Consider the following 16,580-nt stretch of genomic DNA (forward strand, 5'->3'; position numbering starts at 1 on the left):
CTTTTTTATTGGCTGAAATTCGTGCGTTCATCATCGGTAGCTTTCCCACTTTTTAGTCCTTCCTCATCCATCAGAACCCCTGTCAGCCTGCAATTAGGGTTGTATCTGTACCATAACTCGGTAGAGTAAAGAGCACTCTGGGTTTGCCTCTACCATGCCTTTAGTTCCTTTCTGGTATGAGAGTAACCCGACCTGTTTTCATTAACCTTCAGTCAGTGGTATCGATATGGAACAAGTAAACAAGTCTACCTTCAACGACGTCTTGGAATATGTGCGCATGTCCCGTCGCCAGAACAAGCTCAAGCGTGAGATTGTCGACAACGAGAAGAAGATCCGTGACAACCAGAAACGGGTGCTGCTGCTCGATAACCTGAGTGATTACATCAAACCGGGTATGAGCATTGATGATGTGCAGGCCATCATCGCTAACATGCGCGCCGATTATGAAGAGCGGGTTGATGACCACATCATCAAGAATGCCGAGCTCTCCAAGGAGCGCAAGGAGCTGAGCACCAAGCTGAAAGGCATGAGCTCCAGCAAGTAAGATTGTAGCCCAGTTATTCTAAAACACCGGCCAGAGGCCGGTGTTTTGCTTCTGTTCATCAGCTCGGATCTCTCGCCTCACTGCAACAATCGGCTCCCATTTTCACAATCGCCCTGTTAACATCGCATCAAAGCAGTCAATAGTTTTCAAGCCTTTGACTTGAAACGACTAAGCTTGAGTGAAATACAATAAATTGCGCAACCATGGTGGGGCTAATATGGGCGCATCAAAACAGACGGATTTGAATAAAGTGGCATCTCAGGATTCATCCGTACCACATGTGGACGGGCAACATAAGCGCAAGCGTCGTCCCTGGTGGCGGTGGTTGTTCTGTTTCATCTTTTTGCTTTGCCTAGCTGCCGCGATCGCCCTGCTTGGCTATGAAATGAAGACCTCGCGGCTGCAGTCGCAAGAGATCTCTCATTATGCGGCCAAGTTGACCTATCAACTCGAGCCCGGCCCTAGCAAGCAGATCACCTTCCCGGAAGATGGCCCGTTTGATAAACGACTCGGGTATGTTCTGCTGCCCATGATTCAGGAGCGGCTGATCCAGCGTGGCTACCAGGTCAGCGAGCAGGTGCACTTCTCCGATGCGCTGTACAACTACGCCAGCAAGGGCTTCTTTGTCCCTTATACCGAGAAGGTGCAAGCCGGGCTGACACTGCACGACTGTCGCGCCGAGCCTTTCTACCAGTACAAGTATCCAACCCACTACTATCCGGACTTCAAGTCCATTCCCCCTCTGGTCATTCAGTCGCTGTTGTACATTGAGAACCGTGACTTGCTGAGCAATGAGCAGCCGCTGGCCAACCCTGCGGTGGATTGGCCTCGTTTCGCCAAGGCAGCACTTTCCCAGGTGGGCAAGGCGTTGGACATGCAAGATCAATCTGCCGGCGGCAGTACGCTTGCCACCCAGGTCGAGAAGTATCGCCACTCTCCCGATGGGCTGACCCTGTCTCCCACCGAGAAGATCCGCCAGATGGCGTCAGCCAGCGTGCGTGCCTATCGATTGGGGCCAGAGACGCTGGAAGCGCGCAAGCTGGTCGCCTGGGCTTACCTCAACTCGGTGCCGCTCTCTGCTGCGCCGGGCTACGGTGAAGTGCATGGCCTGGGGGATGGTCTCTGGGTCTGGTTCGGCGCCAATGTGGATGAGGTCAATCGTCTGCTGGATCCCGCCCGTAATCAGGATGCAACGCTAGCCGAACAGGGTTTGGCACTGCGCCAGGTTGTCTCTTTGATGATTGCGCACCGTCGTCCCTCCTATTATCTGGCACAGGGGCGTGAGGCGCTGTCGACCCTGACAGACAGCTATCTGCGTTTGTTCGTTCAGGAAGGGATGATTGCACCGCCGCTGATGGAGTCTGCGCTCAAGGCCAAGCTGGGTTTCCGCGATTTCCTGCAGTCCCCGGCGATTACCCGAGTCAATAACAACAAGGGCTTGCAGGTAGCGCGTACTCGCCTCAGTCGCCAGCTCGGGGTGCAGCTGTACGATCTGGATCGGATGGATCTGACCGCCGATACCACGCTCAACATGCCATTGCAGAATGACATTTCCCGCTATCTGCAGCAGTTGGCCGATCCAACATTCGCCTCCCAGGTGGGTCTGTTTGGTGAGCGTTTGCTATCGCCGGAGAAGACGGGAGACGTGAAATATAGCTTCACCCTGTTCGAGAAAACCCCGGAAGGGGTCAAGGTGAGGGTGCAGACCGACAACACGGATCAGCCGTTCGATATCAACGAAGGCAGCAAGCTGGAGCTGGGCTCTACCGCCAAGCTGCGGGTGTTGACCACCTATCTGGAAATTGTCTCCGAACTGCACGAGAGCTATGCGGACATGCCCGCCGAGAGCCTGCGCAAGATCGAAGTCTCCAATCAGGACAACATCAGCCGTTGGGCTATTTCCTACCTGATGACCGCGAAGGACAAGAGCCTGCCTGTCATGCTGGAAGCGGCGCTGGATCGCAAATACTCCGCCAGCCCCTATGAAGGCTTCTTCACCGGCGGCGGCATGCATACCTTCAACAACTTCCGCAAGGAAGATAACGGTCGTATCCCGCCGATCCGCGACGCGCTGCGCGAGTCCATCAACTTGCCATTCGTGCGGCTGATGCGTGACATAGTGCGCTACAGCCTCTACAAGGAGGGCAACCGGGCCCAGTTGCTCAAAGATGATCGGGATCCGCGTCGGACCGAGTACCTCGCCAAGTTTGCCGATAAAGAGGGTCAGACCTATCTGCTGCGTTTCTGGCGCAAGTATCGTGGCAAGACCACCGACGAGCAGCTCGATACCTTCCTCGATGGTCTCAAGCCCAGCGCGGTCCGTTTGGCGGCGGTCCATCGCTATCTGATGCCGGAAGCCTCACAGGTAGACTTTGCCGCCTTCCTTGCCAAGCGGCTACCTAGGGAGAAATTGAGCGACAAGCGCATCGAGCAGCTCTACACCAGCTATGGCCCAGGTAAGTATTCACTGCCGGATCAGGGCTATATCGCACGGGTTCACCCGTTGGAGCTGTGGCTGCTTTCCTACCTCAAGGAGTTTGACAAGGCGACCTTTGCCGATGCGGTTGCGGCCAGCCGGGACGAACGCCAGGAAGTCTACAGCTGGCTGTTCAAGACTCGTCATCGCAGCGCTCGTGATAGTCGCATCCGTACCATGCTGGAGGTCGAGGCCTTCCTCGATATCCATCAACGCTGGGCACGGCTGGGCTATCCATTCGATCACCTGGTGCCTTCCTTGGCGACCGCACTTGGTAGCTCGGGTGACAGACCCGCGGCGCTGGCGGAATTGATGGGGATCATTCAGAACGGCGGTGTGAGGGCGCCGACCCTGCGCATCGAGCACCTCTCGTTTGCCAAGGACACGCCCTTTGCCACCGGGTTTGAACCGGCCAATACCCAGGGTACCCGGGTGCTGCCTGTCGAAGTGGCCAATGCCTTGCGCAATGCGCTGTCGAAGGTAGTGGAAGGGGGGACGGCGCGGCGTATCGCCGGAGCCTTCGCCCTGCCGGATGGCACAGTGTTGCCGATGGGGGGGAAAACGGGGACAGGGGACAACCGGATTGAGACTGTCGGGCGCTATGGCAATGTGACCAGCTCGCTGGCACGCAATAGAACCGCGACCTTTGTCTTCTACATTGGCGCCGATCACTTCGGTACCCTGACGGCCTATGTACCGGGCAGTCAGTCCGACACGTTCCGTTTCACCTCGGCGCTGCCGGTGCAGGTGCTCAAGGGAATGGCGCCGTTGCTGATGCCTTATCTGGAACCTGGCACTCATACCCAGTGCATGGCCGGGAGCTAGTGTCTGACCTGCCAAATAAAACGGGGCCATAGTGGCCCCGTTTTATTTTGCCCCGCAGTGCATTGGACTGGCGGTAACCTCAGCGGTTACAGCAGATCTTCAATCTCGCCACGCAGATACTGGTAGATCTCGCGGAAGGCTACCGGCGGTTTATTGAGCTCTCGCTCCTTGTTGGCCGTGCGGATCAGCTGGCGCAACTTCTGGCGATCCAGCCCATGGAACTGGGCCATCAACTCGTTGAGGGCACTGTCACCTTCGGTGATCAACCGCTCACGCCACTGCTCCAGCCGATGCAGGCGGGCATTCACGGTAGAGTGACGGTTCTTGAAGATGGAGAGAGCCTGCTCAATCGGCTCAATGTCCCGGCTGCGCATCAGGCGGCCGATGAACTGCAGGTGGCGGCGGAAGGATTCATCCTTTTTGGGCTTGAGCTTGCGGCCCAGCTCGATGGCCTCGGCCAGCTCTTCATCCAACGGGATTTTTTCCAGCTCGCTATGGCTCAGGGAAACGATCTCTGCCCCCAGCTTTTGCAGTGCTTCGGCGTCGCGCTTGAGCTGGCTCTTGCTGGGACCCCAATCGTCCATTTCGTTGTCGTCTTGATACTGACTCATCGGTCTCTGATTCCTGTCATTCGTCTTGGTGTATATGTTACCAGCTTCTCCCGCCGGGCGCAGGGGTCTGATCTGTCAGGCCCCTTTCCTTGGGGCATTTAGAGGTGAGTTATGGCTCAGGCAGAGCAGAACCGCCAGGAGACGGGTAGCTCTTCATTAACTCCTCTATGGCACTAGATGTGAGAGAGCAGGACGGCTACCAACAGGCATGATGGGAAGAGGGTAGGCAGGCGATGGGCTTTATACCGCAGGGCCCGTGCCTGACGAGGGAGGTGGCCGAGCCGTGACCATACCTGCTTACCGCTAGCGTGTTCTTTCAGCAGATGGGATAGGTTCTTGCTGCGCAGCCCTAAGGCGTTGCTAGGGTCGTCGCAGCTTGGTGTCATTGCAGCTCAATGATCTGCCGTGCTGGAGGTGAGACAGGCGTTGATGGCCTCGTCCAGATAGTGTCCCTGCACCTTGGCTCGCAGGGGTTGATGGCGCTGTGCTGGGCTCACCGTTTTGCCTTCTCGTATCCGCTGACCGAGCCGGATCTCCAGTAACCGAGACTCTTCATAGAGTGCGTCACGCCGGATCGTCATCTTCTGCACGTTGGCGGCACTGCAAGCATCGGCGGCGGGTTGCTGGCTGGAGGCCACCGCCAGGGTCGCGGTCGAGATGATCAGCTGGGTAGTCAGCGCTAGCTTGATTGTGCTGTTCATGACGATCTTTCGGCTAAGCTGCGATTTGCTATTGTCAGCAAGATACCCGAGGCGCACTGAATGGCGGCTTGACTGGTTCAATGGCCATGATGTCACCCTGAGCTGCTATCTCATGGAGGACAAACCTGCTCTGGGGCCATGCAACAATCTGGCAATCGTGGCTTGCTGGGACCTGGCTGCCGGCTGACAACATCACTCTGCGAGTGAGCACCCGCTCTTTTGTCATGGCTGGCTTGCCGTGAGCGGTGCGGATGGCGGCCGGAGTGGCGACTATCAGGGAACTATGCTGTAGAATCACCGCTGCCATTGGGTCTGTCTCATGGTACGAAAGCACGATGAGTAACAGCGCAACTGACTGAATTTTAAGGTGTATATAAATGGCTCACGACCAGCAAGACCAAATCCGCCAGGATCAAGCCCACCTCGAGGCCGTCGTCGCCGAGGCGTTGGAGATAGCCAAAGGGCTGGGCGCCGGGCTTGCCGAAGTCTCCATCAGCAAGCAGACCGGGCTGTCGGTGAACACCCGGGGCTGTGAACTGGAAAGCATCGAATTCAACAAGGATGGGGCGCTCGGTATCGCCGTCTACCGCGATGGTTGCAAGGGCTCCTCCTCGACCACCGATCTGAGCAAACCGGCCATTCGTGCCGCTGTCGAGGCCGCGATGGAGATTGCCCGCCATACCTCACCAGACAACTGTGCCGGTCTGGCGGATGCCGACTTGCTGGCCTGGGATGCCCCGGATCTGCAGCTGTGCCACCCCATCGAACTGGATCCCCAACGTGGTATCGAGCTGGCCATCGAGTGTGAACGGTTGGCGCTGGGCCGCGATGCCCGCATCAAGCATTCCGATGGTGGCAGCTTCTCCAGCCATCTGGGGGTCAAGGTCTATGGTAACAGCCACGGCTTCGTCAAAGGCTACGCGGCGTCGCGCAACTCCCTGAGCTGTGTGCTGATCGGCGAGCAGGATGGCGACATGCAGCGTGACTATGGCTACTCCTCCAGTCGGGATCTGGCCGGGTTGTGGAGTCCGCAGCGCATCGCAGATGAGGCGGTGGAACGTACCCTTTCTCGGCTCGGTGCCCGCAAGATCTCCACCCGTCACGCGCCCGTGATGTTCCACCCGGACACTGCTGCCGGCCTGTGGGGCCATCTGGTGATGGCCATCAGCGGGGGCAACCTCTATCGCAAGTCGAGCTTCCTGCTCGATAAACTGGGCGAGCAGGTGCTGCCGGAGTGGCTGAATATTCAGGAGTTCCCGCATTTGCTAGGCGGCCTGGCCAGTACCCCATTCGATGGTGAAGGGGTGCGTACCCGCGACATGGACATCGTCCGTGACGGTCGCCTGATGAGTTGGTTGCTCACCTCCTACTCGGCGCGCAAGCTGGGGCTGACCAGCACGGGTCATGCTGGCGGCATTCATAACTGGCAGGTGTCAAACACCGGTCAGGACTTCCAGGGCATGCTTAAGACGATGGGCACCGGTTTGCTAGTGACCGAGCTGATGGGGCAGGGCGTCAACATCGTCAATGGTGACTACTCCCGCGGCGCCGCCGGTTTTTGGGTAGAGAATGGTGAAATTGCTTATCCTGTGGAAGAAATCACTGTTGCAGGCAATCTATCCGATATGTTCCGCAACCTGGTCGCAGTGGGAACGGATGAAGATGAGCGCTCCAGCCTCAAGACCGGCTCGGTACTGGTCGAGCAGATGAAGCTGGCGGGGCACTGAGTTCACCTCCTGCCGACCCTGAGCACATGCCATGAAAAAGGCCCCCGCAATGCGAGGGCCTTTTTCGTCATGAGCCGTGTTTAGCACTGCGTCAAACGGGGCATCAGTGGGTTTCTTTGATGCGCTCGATACGACCGCCCAGGCCTTGCAACTTGTGCTCGATATCTTCGTAACCACGGTCGATGTGGTAGATGCGCTCGACCAGGGTGGTGCCCTCGGCCACGAAACCGGCTAGCACCAGGCTGGCGGAGGCGCGTAGATCGGTGGCCATCACCTGAGCACCCTTGAGCTGCTCGGTGTCACGGCAGATGGCGACGTTGCCTTGCAGCTCGATGTCTGCGCCCATCCGTACCAGTTCCGGCACGTGCATGAAGCGGTTCTCGAAGATGGTCTCGGTGACCATGCCGGTGCCCTTGGCGACGGCATTGAGCACGGTGAACTGGGCCTGCATGTCGGTCGGGAAGGCCGGGTAGGGGGCCGTCTTGATGGTGACTGGCTTGAGGGTGCGGTCGGTCATGTCGAGGGTGATCCAGTCCGGGCCCTTCTCGATGGCGGCGCCGGCTTCTTCCAGCTTGACCAGCACGGCTTCCAGCAGGGAAGGGTCGGTCTTGCGGCAGGTGATCTTGCCACCGGTGACGGCGGCGCCCACCAGGAAGGTACCGGTCTCGATGCGATCGGGCTGCACGCTGTAGCTACCGCCGTGCAGACGCTCGACCCCGTCGATGGTCAGGGTATCGGTACCCGCCCCTTTGATGTCGGCACCTAAGGTATTGAGGAAGTTGGCCAAGTCGACCACTTCGGGCTCACGGGCGGCGTTCTCGATCACGGTGCGACCGTCCGCCAGGGTGGCGGCCATCATCAGGTTCTCGGTGCCGGTGACGGAGATCATGTCCATCAGGATGTGGGCACCCTTGAGGCGTCCATCGACCCGAGCCTTGATATAACCATCCTCGATGGCAATCTTGGCACCCATCAACTCCAGACCGTGTACGTGCAGGTTGACCGGACGGGCACCGATGGCGCAGCCGCCGGGCAGGGAGACGTCAGCCGCCCCGAAGCGAGCCGCCAGCGGGCCCAGCGCCAGAATGGAGGCGCGCATGGTCTTCACCAGATCGTAGGGGGCGATATGGTTGTTCACCGCACCGGTCAGCACGGTCACGTTGCCGTTGACCTTGGTGCTGGCACCCAGCATCTCCAGCAGCTTGAGGGTGGTGCCCACGTCTTTGAGGCGCGGCACGTTGGAGAGTTGGATCTCCTCATCACACAGCAGGGTCGCGAACAGGATGGGCAGAGCGGCGTTCTTGGCGCCGGAGATGGTCACTTCACCGGAGAGGGTGCAGGGGCCGGTGATCTTGAATTTGTCCATTTTACTTAGATACCAAATCAGGAGGGCAGTTGGAATTTACGTTCGCGCTTCCATTCGGCATCGGTAAAGGCCTTGATGGAAAGTGCGTGGATGGCGTTGCTGGCGATCTTGTCCATCAGCGGGGCATAGATGGCCTGCTGTTTCTTGACCCGGCTCATACCGTCAAACATGTCGCCGACGGCGATCACTTGGTAGTGACTACCGTCGCCTTTGACATGGACTTCGGACAATGGCAAGGCCTCAAGGAGTATCGCTTCAATTTCAGAGACTTGCATTATGCGTCCTCAGTGTTGGGCGGGGTTGATTGAAACAAATCGGCCACCCCGTACAGGTTGGCCAAGGTATGAAAGTCATGAGAGGCGCCGACCAGTTGTGGTGTGGCGCCTCGTGCCAGGGTGGCCTTGGCCCATTTGACCAACAGCGCCAACCCGGCGGAATCCAGTGAGGTGACATTGCTCAGTTCGAGTTCATCATCATGCCACCACTCTGCCCGGCGTAACCACAGCTCATTGACCTGTGGTGCCTGCAGCTCACCGCTCAGTGTCATGACTTGATGACCAGCGGTTTGGCATTGTGCTCGCGCAGCTGGGCGATCACCGCATCGATACCGTTCTGGCGAATGAGGCCACCCAGCTCGCTCTGCTTGGCAGAGAGCAGGCTGATGCCTTCGGCGACCATGTCGAAGGCCTTCCACTCACCGGTCTTGTTGTTCTTGCGCAGCTTGAACTCGAGGAAGATGTCCGGCTTGCCGGCCTCTTTCACACTGACGCTGACGGCGGTGATGTTGCTGTCTCCCGGTGTCTTGCCCGGCTCGACCTTGACGGTCTGTTTGTCGAAGTGGGCAAGGGCATCGGCATAGGAACTCACCATGTACTCGGTGAACACCTCGACGAAGGCATCACGCTGGGCCGGGGTGGTCTCCTTGATCTGGTTGCCAAGCACCTTGTAGGCGGCGAAGCGGTTATCCACATAAGGCAGTAGCTCTTCGCGGATGATCACGCGCAGGTGATCCGGGTTGCTCTTGACCTGGGCCTGGTCTGACTTGAGACGGGCAAAGGTCTGCTGGGCGGCCTGATCCACCAAGGCATAAGGATCCGAGGTGGTGGCCAGGGTGGCGGCAGAGAATAACATGCTGGTCATCAGACCCAGCAGCAGGGTGATCTTCTTGAACATGGTTACTCCTTGGTTGCTGGCGGATTGGTGGCTGGCGCGGATTGGCTATAGAGGAATTTGCCAATCAGATCCTCCAGCACGATGGCGGATTTGGTGTCTTCGATCATGTCGCCATCCTTGAGCATGTTGGTGCCCATCTCTTCGTCGGTAAAACCGGGCGCCAGACCCACGTATTGCTCGCCAAGCAGACCCGAGGTCAGGATGGAGAGGCTACTGGTTTCGGAAAACTCGCCGGCACTTTTTTGCATTTGCAGGGAGACGATGGGCACTTGGCTCTTGGCATCCAAGGTGATGTCACTGACCCGACCGACTACCACGCCACCGACCTTGACCGGTGAGCGTACTTTCAGGCCGCCGATATTATCGAAATGGGCGCGCAGGGTATAGGTTTCTCCTTCCGGTTTGAAGCTCAAACCCGCCACTTGCAGTGCCAATGCCAGAATGGCTGCGATGCCGGCCAGCATGAAGGCGCCAACCAGGAATTCTACTTTGCTGAACTTCATCTTTACCTTATCCAAACATGACTGCGGTGAGTATAAAATCCAGACCGAGCACGGCCAGGGATGAGTGGACCACGGTGCGGGTCGTCGCCTGACTGATCCCGGCCGAAGTCGGTTTGGCATCATAGCCATTAAAGAGTGCAATCCAGGTGACCACCAGGGCGAAGATCACGCTCTTGATGGCCCCTTGCATGATGTCATCCTGCCAATCGACGGAGGCCTGCATGGCGGACCAGAAACTGCCCTCGTCCACCCCCAGCAAGTCGACGCCAACCAGCTTGCCACCGAAGATGCCGATCAGGCTGAACATGAAGGCCAGCAGCGGCATGCTGATGACCCCGGCCCAGAAGCGGGGCGCCACGACCCGGCGCAGCGGATCCACCGCCATCATCTCCAAGCTAGAAAGCTGCTCGGTGGCCTTCATCAGGCCAATTTCGGCGGTCAGCGCGGAACCGGCCCGGCCGGCAAACAGCAGGGCGGTGACTACGGGCCCGAGTTCGCGCAGCAAAGAGAGCGAGACCAGCGGCCCCAGACTCTGCTCGGCGCCGAAGTCTTTCAATACGTTGTAGCCCTGCAAAGAGAGCACCATGCCGATGAAGAGTCCCGACACCAGTATGATGGCGACCGATTGAACCCCCACCACATAGAGCTGTTGTACCAGCAGGGGAAAGTGCTTGCGCGGCTGGGGGCGACCCGCCAGCGCGTGAAACAGCATAACGGTGGCGCGGCCGATGGCGTTGATGAAACGCACCCCCACCTGACCCAGCTTGCTTACTTGGCTTATCAACATCACAGATCCTGTAGCAGATCGCCTGCCGGAAAATGAAACGGAACAGGACCGTCGGGCAATCCCTGCAGGAATTGTTCGACTTCCGGATTGTGCTCCTTGCGCAGCTGATCCGGAGTGCCATGGGCCACCACCTTGCGGTTGGCGATGATATAGGCATAGTCGGCGATACTCAGCACTTCCTTCACATCGTGGGTGACGATGACGGAGGTGATGCCAAGGGCACTGTTGAGCTCCTTGATGAGCTTGACCAGCACCGCCATGGTGATGGGGTCCTGACCGACGAACGGCTCGTCATACATGATGAGATCCGGATCCAGGGCGATGGATCTGGCCAACGCGGCGCGCCGGGCCATGCCGCCGGAGAGCTCGGATGGCATCAGCTTGGCAGCGCCACGCAGTCCCACGGCCTGCAGCTTCATCATGACGATGGTGTGGATCAGCTCCTCCGGCAGGCCGGAGTGCTCGCGTAGCGGGAAGGCCACGTTGTCAAATACCGTCATGCCGGTAAACAGGGCGCCACTCTGGAACAGCATGCTCATCCGTTTGCGAACTTCATACAGACGGGAGCGGGAGAGGGTGGGGATGTCTTCCCCATCAAACAGGATATGACCCGACTCAGGTTTCAGCTGGCCACCGATCAGACGCAGCAAGGTAGTCTTGCCGATGCCGCTCGGCCCCATGACGGCGGTGACCTTGCCTCGGGGAATGGTCAGGTTGATCCTGTCGTACAGCAACCGATCTCCGTGACTGAACGACAGGTCGGAGATGGTGATCAGGTCATTGTTCAAACAATTGTCCATCCGGTATAAAAGAAGAGCGAATTTTATGGGCTAGTCTAGGTCTAAGCAACAGCAAGGAACAACTATTGAGCGTGCTTCCCCCCCAAATGCACGACAGTTTTATGTAACAACTTGCGTCAGCAGGACGACAGCCCCGCATCAGATTCGCTTATCTCGGCAGACTTTTTTATAATCCCGCAGCAAATTTCAGCCCGGAGCTGTGCCTTTATGTCTGTAAAGCCTGAAAAAGTGTCTGAACTGTTCGATTTTCGTCGCAGTGCCCGCGCGGTGCTGGACATTGAAAAACAAGCCATTGATGGGCTCTACCAGTACCTTGACGAGACCTTTGATCGGGCCTGCGAGATGGTGCTGCGTTGCGCCGGCAAGATAGTGGTGACGGGCATGGGCAAGTCGGGTCATGTCGGCAACAAGATTGCAGCGACTCTGGCCAGCACCGGTACTCCCGCCTTCTTCCTGCATCCGGGCGAAGCCAGCCACGGCGATCTGGGGATGATCTCCGCAGGGGATCTCATCATCGCCATCTCCAATTCTGGCGAGAGTGACGAGATCCTGGCCCTGCTGCCGGTGCTCAAGCGCCGCGGTATCCAGCTCATCTGCATGACCGGCAACCCGGAATCGACCATGGCCAAGGAGGCCAATGTGCATCTGTGCATCAAGGTCGATAAAGAGGCCTGCCCGCTCGGTCTGGCTCCGACCTCCAGCACCACGGCGACCCTGGTAATGGGTGATGCGCTGGCGGTGGCCCTGCTGGAAGCGCGCGGCTTCACCGCCGACGACTTCGCGCTCTCTCATCCGGGTGGTTCCCTCGGCAAGCGGCTGTTGCTGCGGGTCGGCGATCTGATGCACAGCGGCGAGCTGTTGCCCCGGGTAGGGATAGATGCCACCATCAGCCAGGCGCTGCTGGAAGTGAGCCGCAAAGGGCTCGGCATGACGGCGGTGGTGGACGAGCAGGGTGTGCTGGCGGGTCTGTTCACCGACGGTGACCTGCGCCGGATCCTGGACTTGCGGGTGGACATTCATCTCACCTCGATCGCCAAGGTAATGACGACCAACTGTGTTACCGTAGGACCTGAGATGATGGCGGCCGAGGCCGTCAAACTGATGGAAACCAGGAAGATTAACGGATTGCTGGTGGTGGATGGGGAACGGCGACCACTGGGTGCCTTCAACATGCACGATCTGCTGAAAGCCGGGGTGATTTGATGCAAGACGTACCGACCCTCTATGGTCCGGTGACGCGCCGCCAGTATGACAAGGCGGCGCAGATCCGCTTGCTGGTGTGCGATGTGGATGGGGTGCTCTCAAATGGCTTCATCTACATGGGCAACAACGGCGAAGAGCTCAAGACTTTCTGCACCCGTGACGGGGCGGGCATGCGTGCCCTGCTCAATGCCGGGCTGGAGATCGCCATCATCACTGGGCGCAACTCCCGCATCGTCAGCGATCGGATGAAGGGCCTTGGTGTGCAACATCTGGTGCAGGGGGCGGATCAGAAGCTGCCCCACTTCGAGGCCTTGTTGACCAAGCTCGGACTGGATGCATCGCAGGCGGCCTACATGGGAGATGACACCATCGATCTGCCGGTGATGCAGGCCTGTGGCCTCGGCATCGCGGTGGCGGATGCCCACCCGCTGGTGTTGGCGAAGGCTGATCTGATTACTCGGCTGGGGGGCGGCGTCGGCGCGGTGCGTGAAGTGTGCGATCTCATCTTGCAGGCGCAGGGGCTCGGTGATTACCAGCCTGAGGCGTCCGTATGAACAAACAGACACTGCTGTTCGGCCTGCTGTTTCTGGTGGCGCTGGCGGCCTGGCAGCTCGGGGATATCGAGCTGGCCCCCGAGCAGCCCACCAAGGTGGAGAATTATCAGCCCGATTTCACCGCCAAGAACCTAGTCACTACCCGCTTCAATGAGCAGGGCAAGCGGACCGAGCGGTTGGAGTCGGAGTTTGCCGAGTATTTCCAGATCCTCGAGCAGGCGACCTTCGACAAGCCGGTGATCTACCTGTTTGACGAGAAGGGGGAGGCCGAGTGGAAAGTCACCGCCGAGACCGGGGTGCTCAACACCGATGACAACGTGATCCTGCGCGATAAGGTGCATCTGGATGGGTTGCTGCCAGCTTCCTTCATTTCCACCCTGGATACGCCTTATCTGGAGATGGACCTGGTGACCCAGGACGTGAGAAGCAATCAGCACATCAGTATCGTCGGTCAGGAATTCCAGACCGAGGGCGTGGGCCTCAAGGGCCACCTGGATCGTAAATATTTCGAATTACTGGATAAAGGCCATGCCACTTATTTCAATGAAAAACGCTAATCTGGCCCTTGCCGCGCTGCTGTTGTGCAGCACTGTGAGCGCCAAAGAATCTGATTTTGCCGAGAAGGTCTATGTGGATGCGGTCAAGCAAGTGGCCGAGATGCAGGACAATCGCGTCACCTTCAGCGAGGATGTGATCATCACTCAGGGCACCATCAAGATTAAGGCCGACAAGGTCGTGGTGATCCGATCCGGTGACAAGGGCGCCGAGGTGATGACCGCCTATGGCAACCCGGCCACCTTCTTCCAGATCCTGGATAACGGCAAGCCGGTCAATGCCCACGGCAACAGCATTCGCTATGAACTGAAAAACCGGCTGGTCACCATCACCGGCAACGGTCAGCTCAAGCAGGAAGACAGCCAGGTGACCGGCGATCTGATCCGCTATGACATCGTCAAACAGAAGATGATCGCCGAGAGCAAAGGCCCCACCCAGCGCGTCAAGACAGTGTTCCTGCCGGATCAGGTAGAAAACTTCGACAAGCCCGCCGATCAGAAGAAGAAGTAGGAAACCAGTCATGGCAGTGTTAAAAGCAGTCGGCCTGCAGAAGAGCTACAAGCGCCGCATGGTGGTCAGCGATGTGAGTCTGGAAGTGGGCACCGGCCAGATCGTGGGGCTGCTCGGCCCGAACGGTGCCGGCAAGACCACCTCCTTCTACATGATTGTGGGCCTGGTGCAGCGGGATGCCGGTCTCATCACCATCGACGATCAGGACATCAGCCTGCAGCCCATGCACATCCGTGCGCGCAACGGCATCGGCTATCTGCCGCAGGAAGCCTCAATCTTCCGCCGGTTGTCGGTATTCGACAACCTGATGGGGGTCATGCAGACCCGTAAGGGCCTGAGCCGCGAAGAGCGGGAAGACAAGGTCGAGCAACTGCTGGAAGAGTTCAACATCACCCACATTCGCGACAGCCTGGGACAGAGCCTCTCGGGCGGGGAGCGACGCCGGGTCGAGATTGCCCGGGCTCTGGCGGCAGAACCGAGATTTATTCTGCTGGATGAGCCATTTGCAGGGGTTGATCCTATTTCCGTCATAGATATCAAGAAGATCATCCAGCATCTGAAAGAGCGGGGGCTGGGCGTGCTGATCACCGATCACAACGTCAGGGAGACCCTGGACGTGTGCGAGAAGGCCTATATCGTCAGCCATGGCAAGATGATTGCCGAGGGCGCACCGGTCGATATCCTCGCTGATGAGCAGGTCAAGCGCGTCTATTTGGGCGATCAATTCAGTCTATAGTAAGGGGGCATCCCTCATTTTTTGTTGGGTGACTGCCTCGCTGAACATAAGGATATCCCGACGTAGATGAAGCCGACATTACAGTTGCGTCTCGGTCAGTCCCTGACCATGACGCCACAATTACAACAAGCGATTCGTCTGCTCCAGCTCTCCACGCTGGAACTCCAGCAGGAAATTCAGCAAGCGCTCGACAATAACCCCTTGCTGGAGCAAGAGGAGAGCGAGGCGCAGGAAACCCATCCGGAAGAGACGCTCGACGCCAGCCAACTCGACTCCAGCGATGCCATGGCCCAGGACAAGATGCCGGACGAGTTGCCGGTAGATACCACCTGGGACGAGGTCTATTCGGCCGGTACGGCCCAGAGCGCAGGCCCCATCCACGATGGGGAGGACAGCGTCTATCAGGGGGAAACCACCGAAAGCCTGCAGGACTATCTGCTGTGGCAGATGCGCCTGACCCCGTTCAGTGATCTGGATGCCGCCATTGCCCTCGCCATCATCGATGCCATCGACGAATCTGGCTATCTGACCGTTTCCCTCGACGATATTCAGGTTGCAGTCAGCAGTGATGAGGTAGAAGTCGAATTAGATGAAGTCGAAGCCGTGCTCAAGCGGGTGCAACATTTCGATCCGGTCGGCATCGCTGCCCGCTCGGTACAGGAGTGTTTGCTGATCCAGCTCGGCCAGTATTCGCCCGAGCAGCCCTGGCTCAAAGAAGCGAGGGAGGTGATCGTTGAGCACATGGATTTGCTCGGCAATCGGGATTACCGGACGCTGGCGCGCAAGACCCGGCTCAAGGAGAGCGATCTCAAGGAGGTGCTGGATCTCATTCAGCAACTGGAGCCGAGACCGGGCAACGGTATCATCCAGAGCGAGTCGCAATATGTGATCCCGGATGTGTCCGTGGTCAAGAAGGGTCACAAATGGGTGGTGGAGCTCAATCCGGATTCGGCGCCGCGCATCAGGGTCAATGAGACGTATGCGGCTATGGCCAGACAGGCCAAGACCAGTCAGGACTCGCAGTTTATCCGCTCCCATTTGCAGGAAGCCAAGTGGTTCATCAAGAGCCTTGAGAGTCGTAACGACACCCTGCTCAAGGTCGCCAGCTGCATCGTCGAGCAGCAGCAGGGCTTTTTCGAATACGGTGAAGAGGCCATGAAACCCATGGTACTCAACGACATCGCTGAGGCGGTGGAGATGCACGAGTCGACGATTTCGCGGGTGACGACCCAGAAGTACATGCACACGCCTCGTGGCATTTTTGAACTGAAGTTTTTCTTCTCCAGTCATGTCAATACGGAGGGAGGAGGGGAGTGCTCATCGACCGCAATTCGTGCTCTGATCAAGAAGCTGGTGACGGCGGAGAACCCTGCCAAGCCGCTTAGTGATAGCAAGATCGCGGATTTGCTGGCCGAACAGGGTATTATGGTGGCGAGACGCACGATCGCGAAGTACCGTGAATCCTTGTTGATCCCGCCATCCAATCAGCGCAAACGCCTGGTTTAGGCA

At 58.3% G+C, this 16,580-nt stretch carries 18 protein-coding genes; 9 read left to right on the forward strand and 9 right to left on the reverse strand.

Annotated elements, in window-relative coordinates:
- Positions 1-226 precede the first annotated feature (226 nt).
- Together tmaR and BN1137_RS11650 are read left to right on the forward strand one after the other, a co-directional pair.
- Positions 227-544 carry a PTS system regulator TmaR gene (gene tmaR / locus BN1137_RS11645; RefSeq protein WP_050718773.1) on the forward strand — a complete coding sequence of 106 codons (318 nt, stop codon included), beginning with the start codon at positions 227-229 and terminating at the stop codon, positions 542-544.
- Positions 545-761: 217 nt separating this feature from the next.
- Positions 762-3,845, forward strand: coding sequence for a transglycosylase domain-containing protein (locus BN1137_RS11650; protein ID WP_050718774.1), 3,084 nt, complete (start codon positions 762-764; stop codon positions 3,843-3,845).
- Between the two features lie 86 nt (positions 3,846-3,931).
- On the opposite strand, the gene yjgA is transcribed toward BN1137_RS11650, so the two are convergent.
- Together yjgA and BN1137_RS11660 are read right to left on the reverse strand one after the other, a co-directional pair.
- Complete coding sequence (gene yjgA / locus BN1137_RS11655) at positions 3,932-4,456, reverse strand: ribosome biogenesis factor YjgA (protein ID WP_050718775.1); 525 nt, start codon at positions 4,454-4,456, stop codon at positions 3,932-3,934.
- A gap of 392 nt (positions 4,457-4,848) precedes the next feature.
- Complete coding sequence (locus tag BN1137_RS11660) at positions 4,849-5,157, reverse strand: hypothetical protein (RefSeq protein ID WP_050718776.1); 309 nt, start codon at positions 5,155-5,157, stop codon at positions 4,849-4,851.
- A gap of 377 nt (positions 5,158-5,534) precedes the next feature.
- Here BN1137_RS11660 and pmbA point away from each other — a divergent pair, with 377 nt between their 5' ends.
- Positions 5,535-6,884, forward strand: coding sequence for a metalloprotease PmbA (gene pmbA / locus BN1137_RS11670; RefSeq protein WP_050718778.1), 1,350 nt, complete (start codon positions 5,535-5,537; stop codon positions 6,882-6,884).
- A 103-nt stretch (positions 6,885-6,987) separates the two neighbouring features.
- Here the strand turns inward: pmbA and murA are convergent, their stop codons facing one another.
- From murA to mlaF, 7 genes are read right to left on the reverse strand one after another with little or no spacing between them, the layout of a single operon-like run.
- Positions 6,988-8,250, reverse strand: a complete 1,263-nt coding sequence (gene murA / locus BN1137_RS11675) for a UDP-N-acetylglucosamine 1-carboxyvinyltransferase (protein ID WP_050718779.1) — start codon at positions 8,248-8,250, stop codon at positions 6,988-6,990.
- 17 nt (positions 8,251-8,267) lie between these two features.
- Complete coding sequence (ibaG, locus tag BN1137_RS11680; RefSeq protein ID WP_050718780.1) at positions 8,268-8,525, reverse strand: BolA family iron metabolism protein IbaG; 258 nt, start codon at positions 8,523-8,525, stop codon at positions 8,268-8,270.
- The gene (locus BN1137_RS11685; protein WP_050718781.1) at positions 8,525-8,797 is read right to left on the reverse strand and encodes an STAS domain-containing protein; all 273 of its coding nucleotides are present in this window, start codon (positions 8,795-8,797) and stop codon (positions 8,525-8,527) included. Before BN1137_RS11685 ends, ibaG begins: the two co-directional genes overlap by 1 nt.
- The gene (mlaC, locus tag BN1137_RS11690; RefSeq protein WP_050718782.1) at positions 8,794-9,423 is read right to left on the reverse strand and encodes a phospholipid-binding protein MlaC; all 630 of its coding nucleotides are present in this window, start codon (positions 9,421-9,423) and stop codon (positions 8,794-8,796) included. The genes BN1137_RS11685 and mlaC overlap by 4 nt, the downstream gene beginning before the upstream one ends.
- Positions 9,424-9,425: 2 nt before the next feature.
- Complete coding sequence (gene mlaD, locus BN1137_RS11695) at positions 9,426-9,926, reverse strand: outer membrane lipid asymmetry maintenance protein MlaD (RefSeq protein WP_050718783.1); 501 nt, start codon at positions 9,924-9,926, stop codon at positions 9,426-9,428.
- A 7-nt stretch (positions 9,927-9,933) separates the two neighbouring features.
- Positions 9,934-10,713 carry a lipid asymmetry maintenance ABC transporter permease subunit MlaE gene (gene mlaE, locus BN1137_RS11700; protein ID WP_050718784.1) on the reverse strand — a complete coding sequence of 260 codons (780 nt, stop codon included), beginning with the start codon at positions 10,711-10,713 and terminating at the stop codon, positions 9,934-9,936.
- On the reverse strand, positions 10,713-11,513 hold the full coding sequence (gene mlaF, locus BN1137_RS11705; RefSeq protein WP_050718785.1) for a phospholipid ABC transporter ATP-binding protein MlaF: 801 nt from the start codon (positions 11,511-11,513) through the stop codon (positions 10,713-10,715). Before mlaF ends, mlaE begins: the two co-directional genes overlap by 1 nt.
- Before the next feature lie 207 nt (positions 11,514-11,720).
- On the opposite strand from mlaF, the gene BN1137_RS11710 reads away from it, so the two are divergent.
- The 6 genes from BN1137_RS11710 (at position 11,721) to BN1137_RS11735 (ending at position 16,577) form a co-directional block, all read left to right on the forward strand.
- Positions 11,721-12,716, forward strand: a complete 996-nt coding sequence (locus tag BN1137_RS11710; RefSeq protein WP_050718786.1) for a KpsF/GutQ family sugar-phosphate isomerase — start codon at positions 11,721-11,723, stop codon at positions 12,714-12,716.
- Complete coding sequence (kdsC, locus tag BN1137_RS11715) at positions 12,716-13,270, forward strand: 3-deoxy-manno-octulosonate-8-phosphatase KdsC (protein ID WP_050718787.1); 555 nt, start codon at positions 12,716-12,718, stop codon at positions 13,268-13,270. The genes BN1137_RS11710 and kdsC overlap by 1 nt, the downstream gene beginning before the upstream one ends.
- Entirely contained in the window at positions 13,267-13,827 is a 561-nt protein-coding gene (lptC, locus tag BN1137_RS11720) for an LPS export ABC transporter periplasmic protein LptC (RefSeq protein WP_050718788.1), read from the forward strand. Before kdsC ends, lptC begins: the two co-directional genes overlap by 4 nt.
- On the forward strand, positions 13,814-14,335 hold the full coding sequence (lptA, locus tag BN1137_RS11725; protein WP_050718789.1) for a lipopolysaccharide transport periplasmic protein LptA: 522 nt from the start codon (positions 13,814-13,816) through the stop codon (positions 14,333-14,335). The genes lptC and lptA overlap by 14 nt, the downstream gene beginning before the upstream one ends.
- A 10-nt stretch (positions 14,336-14,345) precedes the next feature.
- Positions 14,346-15,071, forward strand: a complete 726-nt coding sequence (lptB, locus tag BN1137_RS11730; protein WP_050718790.1) for an LPS export ABC transporter ATP-binding protein — start codon at positions 14,346-14,348, stop codon at positions 15,069-15,071.
- Positions 15,072-15,137: 66 nt separating this feature from the next.
- On the forward strand, positions 15,138-16,577 hold the full coding sequence (locus BN1137_RS11735; protein WP_050718791.1) for an RNA polymerase factor sigma-54: 1,440 nt from the start codon (positions 15,138-15,140) through the stop codon (positions 16,575-16,577).
- The last annotated feature ends 3 nt before the right edge of the window (positions 16,578-16,580 follow it).

Source organism: Aeromonas tecta, assembly GCF_000820185.1.
Classification (GTDB): domain Bacteria; phylum Pseudomonadota; class Gammaproteobacteria; order Enterobacterales; family Aeromonadaceae; genus Aeromonas; species Aeromonas tecta.

What these genes read in the sequence shown, in the direction of transcription:
- BN1137_RS11660 (WP_050718776.1), bottom strand. Translation starts at nt 5,157, where the DNA reads ATGAACAGCACAATCAAGCTAGCGCTGACTACCCAGCTGATCATCTCG.
- BN1137_RS11650 (WP_050718774.1), top strand. Translation starts at nt 762, where the DNA reads ATGGGCGCATCAAAACAGACGGATTTGAATAAAGTGGCATCTCAGGAT.
- mlaD (WP_050718783.1), bottom strand. Translation starts at nt 9,926, where the DNA reads ATGAAGTTCAGCAAAGTAGAATTCCTGGTTGGCGCCTTCATGCTGGCC.
- lptA (WP_050718789.1), top strand. Translation starts at nt 13,814, where the DNA reads ATGAAAAACGCTAATCTGGCCCTTGCCGCGCTGCTGTTGTGCAGCACT.
- mlaF (WP_050718785.1), bottom strand. Translation starts at nt 11,513, where the DNA reads ATGGACAATTGTTTGAACAATGACCTGATCACCATCTCCGACCTGTCG.
- lptC (WP_050718788.1), top strand. Translation starts at nt 13,267, where the DNA reads ATGAACAAACAGACACTGCTGTTCGGCCTGCTGTTTCTGGTGGCGCTG.
- murA (WP_050718779.1), bottom strand. Translation starts at nt 8,250, where the DNA reads ATGGACAAATTCAAGATCACCGGCCCCTGCACCCTCTCCGGTGAAGTG.
- BN1137_RS11710 (WP_050718786.1), top strand. Translation starts at nt 11,721, where the DNA reads ATGTCTGTAAAGCCTGAAAAAGTGTCTGAACTGTTCGATTTTCGTCGC.
- BN1137_RS11685 (WP_050718781.1), bottom strand. Translation starts at nt 8,797, where the DNA reads ATGACACTGAGCGGTGAGCTGCAGGCACCACAGGTCAATGAGCTGTGG.
- lptB (WP_050718790.1), top strand. Translation starts at nt 14,346, where the DNA reads ATGGCAGTGTTAAAAGCAGTCGGCCTGCAGAAGAGCTACAAGCGCCGC.
- BN1137_RS11735 (WP_050718791.1), top strand. Translation starts at nt 15,138, where the DNA reads ATGAAGCCGACATTACAGTTGCGTCTCGGTCAGTCCCTGACCATGACG.
- yjgA (WP_050718775.1), bottom strand. Translation starts at nt 4,456, where the DNA reads ATGAGTCAGTATCAAGACGACAACGAAATGGACGATTGGGGTCCCAGC.
- mlaC (WP_050718782.1), bottom strand. Translation starts at nt 9,423, where the DNA reads ATGTTCAAGAAGATCACCCTGCTGCTGGGTCTGATGACCAGCATGTTA.
- mlaE (WP_050718784.1), bottom strand. Translation starts at nt 10,713, where the DNA reads ATGTTGATAAGCCAAGTAAGCAAGCTGGGTCAGGTGGGGGTGCGTTTC.
- kdsC (WP_050718787.1), top strand. Translation starts at nt 12,716, where the DNA reads ATGCAAGACGTACCGACCCTCTATGGTCCGGTGACGCGCCGCCAGTAT.
- tmaR (WP_050718773.1), top strand. Translation starts at nt 227, where the DNA reads ATGGAACAAGTAAACAAGTCTACCTTCAACGACGTCTTGGAATATGTG.
- ibaG (WP_050718780.1), bottom strand. Translation starts at nt 8,525, where the DNA reads ATGCAAGTCTCTGAAATTGAAGCGATACTCCTTGAGGCCTTGCCATTG.
- pmbA (WP_050718778.1), top strand. Translation starts at nt 5,535, where the DNA reads ATGGCTCACGACCAGCAAGACCAAATCCGCCAGGATCAAGCCCACCTC.